Below are 6,688 nucleotides of genomic sequence, written 5' to 3' on the forward strand. Positions count from 1 at the left end.
AGTCCCCAGGGGCTCCGGCCCCAGGGACCCGGCAGCTCGGGGGCGGGCCGGGTCCCTGGGGCCGGAGCCCCTGGGGACTACTTCAGACCGATCTTGTCGCAGGCGGCCTTGTACTTGGCCGTGCAGATCTCGTCCAGGGTCCAGATGCCGTCCTTGAGGACGGTCTCCTGGATGTTGTCCTTGGTCAGCGAGACGACCGGGACGAGGACCGTCGGGATGCCCTTGGTGGTGGCGCTGTCGACCTTGGAGGTGGCGATGGAGTCGAGCTTCTCGCCCTTGGCGAGGGCGACGGCCATCTCCGCGGCGACGATGCCCTCGGCCGGGTAGGACTTGTAGACGCTCATGAACTGCTCACCGGAGACGATGCGCTGCACACCCGCGAGCTCGGCGTCCTGGCCGGTGACGGGCGGGAGCGGGTCGATGCCGGCGGCCTTGAGGGCGGTGATGATGCCGCCCGCCATGCCGTCGTTGGCGGAGTAGACGCCGTCGATCTTGTCCTTGCCGAGCGCGGTGATCGCCGCTTCCATGTTGGCGTTGGCGTTCTCCGGCTTCCACTCCTTGGTGTCGTACTCCTTGCCGTACTTCACCTTGCCGTCGAGGACGGACTTGGCGCCCGACTTGAAGAGCGCGGCGTTCGGGTCGGTGATCGCGCCGTTCATCATCACGATCGTGCCGCCGTCGGCCTTGTCGCCCAGGGCCTCCAGCAGGGCGGTGCCCTGGGCCCGGCCGACCTCTTCGTTGTCGAAGGAGGTGTAGGCGTCGATGGGGCCCTCGGCGAGGCGGTCGAAGGCGACGACCGGGATACCGGCGTCCTTGGCCTTCTTGACGCTGTTGGCGATCGCCTTCGAGTCGACCGAGCCCAGGATGAGGGCGTCGACCTTGTTGGTGATCATGGTGTCGACCTGCTGGGCCTGCGTGTTCGCATCCTGCTTGGCGTTGGCGTAGGTGACCTTCGCCTTGCCGCCGGTGAGCTCGCCGATCTTCTTCTCGATGATCGGCCGGTCGAACTTCTCGTAACGGGCCGTCTGGTTCTCGGGAAGGAGCAGACCTATCTTCAGGTCGTCGCCCTTCTTCTCCGAGCCCTGCTCGGCCTTGTCGCCGGACTCCTTGGCGCTCCCGCAAGCGGCCAGCGAGATCGCCATCGTGGTGGCGGCAACGGCAACGGCGGCACGACGCATACGCGTGTTCATTCTCGAACCTCCCTGACGAGGCCGCGACGTTGCGGCCGAGGTGGCTGGAAGTCAACTCGGCCCCAGCGCCAGCGTCAAGGAGTAAATCCTTAACGAGATGACAACGGTGCCATTCGTTATCTAAGTGAAGGCAGGAGTCGCCACGGGGAGGGTGCTCTCCAAAAGGGTTGAATCCCCCATCTCGCTGAGCACCAGGGCGAGTGCGCCCAGCACCTCGGCACGGCCGCCGAGCGCCCCGGGAAGGACCGAGAGCTGCCGGGCGGCGCTGGGGATCGCGTACCGCGACACGGAGTCCCGTATGGGCCCCAGAACCAGCTCCCCGGCCTCCGCCAGCGAGCCGCCGAGCACGACGCGGCTCGGGTTGAGCAGATTGCACAGGTTGGCCACACCGCTGCCTATGTGGCGGCCCACGTCCCCGATCACCCGGCGGCACCCCGGGTCGCCCTCCCGGGCCAGCTGGACCACCCGCTCCATGGTCAGCCCGGGGCCGTGGCTGGGCTGGAGCAGCGGCAGGACGTAGCGGGCGGCGGTGAAGGTCTCCAGGCAGCCGCGGTTGCCGCAGCGGCAGACCGGGCCCGACTCGTCGAGCGTGATGTGCCCGATCTCGCCGGCCGTGCCTCCGGGGCCCCGGTAGATGGTCCCGTCGATCACCAGACCGGCGCCGACGCCGCTGGCCACCTTGATGTACGCGAGATCCTTGACGCCCCTGCCGCTGCCCCAGACCAGCTCGCCCAGTGCACCGAGGTTGGCGTCGTTGTCGACGTACACGGGCACGCCGAGGCGGCCGGAGAGCTCCTCGCTGGGGTTGATGCCCGTCCAGCCCGGCAGGATCGAGGTGGAGCCCAGCGTGCCGGACTCGACGTCGATGGGGCCCGGCACGCCGAGACCGACGCCGATCACCTTGTCCGGGCCGATCCCGGTGGCCTCGATCAGCCGCTTGACCAGCACCTCGGCCCGGTCGAAGCCCTCGGCGGAGGAGGCGTCGACGTCCAGCGGCTCGGATTCCTCGGCGAGCACCTGGTGGGCGAGGTTGCCGACGGCGACGCGCAGATGCGTATGGCCGAAGTCGACGCCGATGACGATGCCCGCGTCGCCGCTGAGGGAGACGCTGCGGGCCCGCCGGCCGCCCGCCGAGGTGGGGGTGACCTCGACCGTTCCGCCGTCCTTCAGCTCCCGGACGATATTGGAGACCGTGGCCGCGGACAGCCCGGTGCTCCGGGCGATCTCCGCCTGGGTGAGCGATCCCGCCATCCGTACGGCGCGTACGACCCGCTCCAGATTGGCCCTGTGCAGCGATGTCTGCAACCCGGGAGTCTCCATCGACTCATCCACTCCTGCCCTTGGCGGGCGGTCCCTGAGGACCGCCCCGGCCGGGGCCGCAGCGATGAGACCCCGGCTTCCTCCAACATGTGAACTCTAAGCTGACCGTTCGGGGGTGCCTCCCGTCAAGACCTGAGCACCGGCGCACCCCAGAACGGCCCGGTGCCCCGGCGGATCGAGTCCGCCGGGGCACCGGGCCGTTGTGGATACGTGACCTTCGCGCGGCTACTTCAGCGCGCCCGCCGTCAGACCGGAGACGACCTGACGCTGGAAGATGATGTACGCGGCCAGCACGGGCAGCATCGCGATCACCAGACCGGCGAAGAGACCGGAGTAGTCGCCCTTGTACCCCTGGCTGGCGGCCAGCTCCACCAGGCCCTGGGCCAGCACCCGCTTCTCCGGGTCGGTGTTCAGCACCGTCGGCAGCATGTACTGGTTCCACTGCCCCAGGAAGTTGAAGATCCCGACGCTGATCAGGCCGGGCTTGGCCATCGGCAGCATGACCTGGAAGAACGTGCGGGTGTGCGAGGCCCCGTCGATGATCGACGCCTCCGCCACCGAGGTCGGCAGCGTACGGAAGAACGAGGTCAGGAAGAACACGGTGAACGGCAGCGAGTACGCGATGTACACGGCGATCAGGCCGTGGATCGTGTTCAGCAGCCCCATGTTGTCCATGACGTAGAACAGCGGGACCAGCGCCAGCATGATCGGGAAGCTCATGCCGCCGACGAACAGGAAGTAAATGAAGCGGTTCCCGGGGAACTCGAAGCGGGCCAGCACATAGGCGGCCATGGACCCGAGGACCAGGGTGCCGACGAGCGACCCGCCCACCACCAGGATGGTGTTCAGGAAGTACTCGCTCATGTGGGCCTGGCTCCAGGCCCGGCCCCAGCTGTCGAAGTTCAGCGAACTCGGCAGCGACCACGGGGTGTTGAAGATGTCCGAGTCGGTCTTGAACGAGGACATCACCGCCCAGAACAGCGGCAGGACGACCATGATCGCCCACAGGATCAGCATCCCGTGCGAGAAGACGTTGAGGACGTGGCCCTCGCTGCTCTTCGCGGGGGCCGAGGCGCCCTTGGAGACCGTGCCGGTGCGCTGGGCCGGGACCTTGGCCGCGTCGGCGTCGGACGGGGTTCCGGAGGGCCCGGACGGAGGGGTGTCAGTGGTCTTCATCAGAACTCCAGCCGCTCGCGCCGGCCCACCCGCATCACGATGGCGGCGAACGCCAGCGTCACGATGAGCAGGGCGACACCGATCGTGGTCGCATAGCCCGCCTGTCCGTCACGGAACGCCGACTGGTAGACGTACAGCGGCAGGACGGTGGTCGAGTAGTCGGGCCCGCCGGGACCGACGCTCATGATGTGGACGATGGCGAAGCCCTCGGCGCCGAGGGCGAGGATGCCCATGTAGACCCAGCCGGACTGGACCGTGTCCCACAGCAGGGGCAGCGTGATCCGGAAGAAGGTCGTGAAGCGGCTCGCCCCGTCCAGCAGGGCCGCCTCGTAGAAGTCCTTGGGGATGGAGGCCATGCCCGCGGAGAACAGCACCACGAAGAAGCCGGTGGTGCACCAGACGAGGACCGCCATGATGACCCACAGCGCCAGCTGCGGGTCGCCCAGCCAGTCCGGTACGTCCTTGAAGCCGACGGCCTTGAGCGTGCCGTTGATCATGCCCTGGGCCGGGTCGAAGGCGAACTGGAACAGGATGGCCACGATCGCGATCGAGAGCACCTGCGGGAAGAAGTACGCGATCTTGTAGAACCCCGAGCCCCGTACGCCGCTGACGGCGGCGCCCTTGCGGCGCCGGCCGCCGACGTTGAGCATGAAGGCGAAGAAGAGCGCGAGGCCCAGCGTCACCAGCGGGAGCAGCACCGCCAGCAGCACACTGTGCTGCAGCGATTTCCAGAAGACGTCGTCGTCGAGCATCTTGGTGTAGTTGTCGAACCCGACCATCTTGAAGTCGGGGCTCAGACCCGTCCAGTCCGTGAACGAGTAGTAGATGGACTGGATGAAGGGCCAGATGACGAAGATGACGTACAACGTCATCGGGACCACCAAGAACCCGACTATGAACCGGTATTTACCGTGTTGCATCGTTACCGACTCCGACCTTCCCGTGCTGCCCGCCGCTGGTGACGCGTGGTCACTGGTGCTTGAAGTGCTTGATGGACTGGTCCTTGGCGGTCGCGTCGGCGAAGGCCTGGATCTTCTTGATGGTCTCGGCCGGCTTGGCGCGGCCCGCCATCATCTCGCCGAGCGCGGCGACACCGATCTGCTCCTTCTGGAGCTTCACGTACCAGTCCTGCAGGCGCGGGTTGACCACGTTGGTGCCGGCCTTCTCCAGCGCGGCGACACCGGACTTGAGGCCGTCGGACAGCTCGATGCCGTCCGTGCCGCCGTTGAAGGCGGACAGCGACTTCGTGCTGGCGGTGAAGGACTTGGAGGAGGCCTCGCTGAGCATGATGCGCAGCTGCTCCATACCGCCCTCGACGTTCTTCGCCTTGCTCGGGACGATGAACGGCTCGCCGCCGGAAGCCCAGATGGTGCCGAAGGGCATCTTGTCGGAGGAGTCGAGGCTGGAGGGGGCGCCCACGGACAGCTTGAAGTCCTTGGGGATGATCGCCGCTTCCTCGTTCTCCACCCAGGAGCCGTTCGGGATGAACAGCGCCTTGCCGCGGGCCCAGGCGCCCTGCGAACCGCGGTGGTCGAGGCCCGGGGTGCCCTTGAGGATGTAGCCCTTGGCGACGAGCTCGTAGTACGCCTCGAAGGCCGCCTTGACCGCGGGGTGCTCCCAGGCCTTCGGCTCCAGGTTGTCGATCGCGTCGAGTACCTCGACACCGCCGATCTTGGCGATGAAGGGGTACAGCGAGAAGGGGAGGTAGTAGGGGTGCTTGCCGGGGTAGGTCCAGCCGGCGATGTCCTGCTTCTTCGCCTTCGCGCAGAGCGCGAGCATGTCGTCCCAGTTCTCCGGGTACGTGGCGTCGAGCTTCTCCAGCGCGGTCTGCGAGTACCAGACGCCGTAGACCGTGTACGCGTAGTACATGATCCAGACCGGGTCGCCGTCGAACTGGCCCATCTCGACGATGCCGGGCCGCAGGGTGTCGCGGACCTTCTTGGCGGGGTCGTCGATGGAGGGGGCGTCGAGGAGCGGGGTGAGGTCGGTGAGCTGCTTCTTGCCGACCAGGACGCCCATGTCCATCTGCTGGGCACCGGAGTTGTCGATCAGGTCCGGCGGGGTGCCACCGTTGAACCGCGGCTGAAGAACCGACTGGATCTTCTGCGTCGCCGAGAACTTGACCTTCGCCTCGGGGTAGGTCTTCTCGTAGACGGCCTTGGCGTCCTCGGCGTACTTGGTACCGAAGCCGCCGTCGAAGATGACGATCTCCAGCGGGGCGCTGCCGTTGACGGCCAGCGGGTTCTTGTCGCTCTTTTCGCCCTTTTCGACCTTGTCGTCGCTGCTGCTGTCGCCGCTCGCACAGGCGGACAGGAAGCTCATCGTCGGAACAGCGATCAGGCCGAGTGCGGCAGAACGCTTGATCAGATCGCGACGGCCAAGGCCCTCATTGTTGTGGGCGGAGGTGGATCCCATGCTCAAGTCCTCGCCTTCTCCAGGACTCAGGCGGTGTACCGGTCACCCGTCGAGAATTCGCCTCAGGCGAAGGGCCCCGCCACCGCGGTCAGTTGCGCTTGGGTCATGCGGATATGCAGATGTACCGGACAGGCCGGTGCAGTGGGGATGCCGGGAGACCGTACAGCGAGGACACCCTCGGCGTCCTCGCGACGTTCCTGTTTCCCCCGCGCACATCCGTGTGAAACGGCTGTGCAGATGCCGACAGGTATAGTCCACTTGTCGCCAACTGAGCAAGATCGAAAGCACGTTTGGGCGGCAGTCTTTCCCGAGTTGAGACCTCACGGACACCTCGGCGCCCCGCCCCCTCCTCCCGCGGCGGCTATTTCCCCATTCCGGCCGATTCGCCGACGGGCCGCGCGGCAACACCCTTGACACGTCCTGTCACTTGGCTCCCTACTGGACCTTGCATCCCGCTATGACAACGTTGTCCATGCACTTTCCCGGGGAGGAACGGCTCGGCATGCAGCCACCACGCGGCCTCAACCACGGCTTCGACACAGCCCCTCACGCGGTCCCCCGCCCGGCCCCCCGCCGGAGACGGACCC

Annotated in this window: 5 protein-coding genes; all 5 read right to left on the reverse strand. The window is 66.9% G+C overall.

The features are described from left to right. Positions 1-77: 77 nt before the first annotated feature. On the reverse strand, positions 78-1,190 hold the full coding sequence (locus D3105_RS31205) for a sugar ABC transporter substrate-binding protein (protein ID WP_118906252.1): 1,113 nt from the start codon (positions 1,188-1,190) through the stop codon (positions 78-80). Positions 1,191-1,310: 120 nt separating this feature from the next. Beyond that, positions 1,311-2,510, reverse strand: a complete 1,200-nt coding sequence (locus D3105_RS31210; RefSeq protein WP_118906253.1) for an ROK family transcriptional regulator — start codon at positions 2,508-2,510, stop codon at positions 1,311-1,313. Between the two features lie 225 nt (positions 2,511-2,735). Continuing rightward, complete coding sequence (locus D3105_RS31215; RefSeq protein WP_093813274.1) at positions 2,736-3,686, reverse strand: carbohydrate ABC transporter permease; 951 nt, start codon at positions 3,684-3,686, stop codon at positions 2,736-2,738. Further along, complete coding sequence (locus D3105_RS31220) at positions 3,686-4,606, reverse strand: carbohydrate ABC transporter permease (RefSeq protein WP_118906254.1); 921 nt, start codon at positions 4,604-4,606, stop codon at positions 3,686-3,688. The genes D3105_RS31215 and D3105_RS31220 overlap by 1 nt, the downstream gene beginning before the upstream one ends. Before the next feature lie 49 nt (positions 4,607-4,655). Continuing rightward, complete coding sequence (gene ngcE / locus D3105_RS31225; protein WP_030709817.1) at positions 4,656-6,101, reverse strand: N-acetylglucosamine/diacetylchitobiose ABC transporter substrate-binding protein; 1,446 nt, start codon at positions 6,099-6,101, stop codon at positions 4,656-4,658. Positions 6,102-6,688 lie beyond the last annotated feature (587 nt).

The sequence above is a fragment of the Streptomyces globisporus genome, from assembly GCF_003501885.1.
GTDB classification, from domain to species: Bacteria; Actinomycetota; Actinomycetes; order Streptomycetales; family Streptomycetaceae; genus Streptomyces; species Streptomyces globisporus_D.

Coding starts and splice junctions, on each gene's coding strand:
- D3105_RS31205 (WP_118906252.1), bottom strand. CDS start 1,190: ATGAACACGCGTATGCGTCGTGCCGCCGTTGCCGTTGCCGCCACCACG.
- D3105_RS31210 (WP_118906253.1), bottom strand. CDS start 2,510: ATGGAGACTCCCGGGTTGCAGACATCGCTGCACAGGGCCAATCTGGAG.
- D3105_RS31215 (WP_093813274.1), bottom strand. CDS start 3,686: ATGAAGACCACTGACACCCCTCCGTCCGGGCCCTCCGGAACCCCGTCC.
- D3105_RS31220 (WP_118906254.1), bottom strand. CDS start 4,606: ATGCAACACGGTAAATACCGGTTCATAGTCGGGTTCTTGGTGGTCCCG.
- ngcE (WP_030709817.1), bottom strand. CDS start 6,101: ATGGGATCCACCTCCGCCCACAACAATGAGGGCCTTGGCCGTCGCGAT.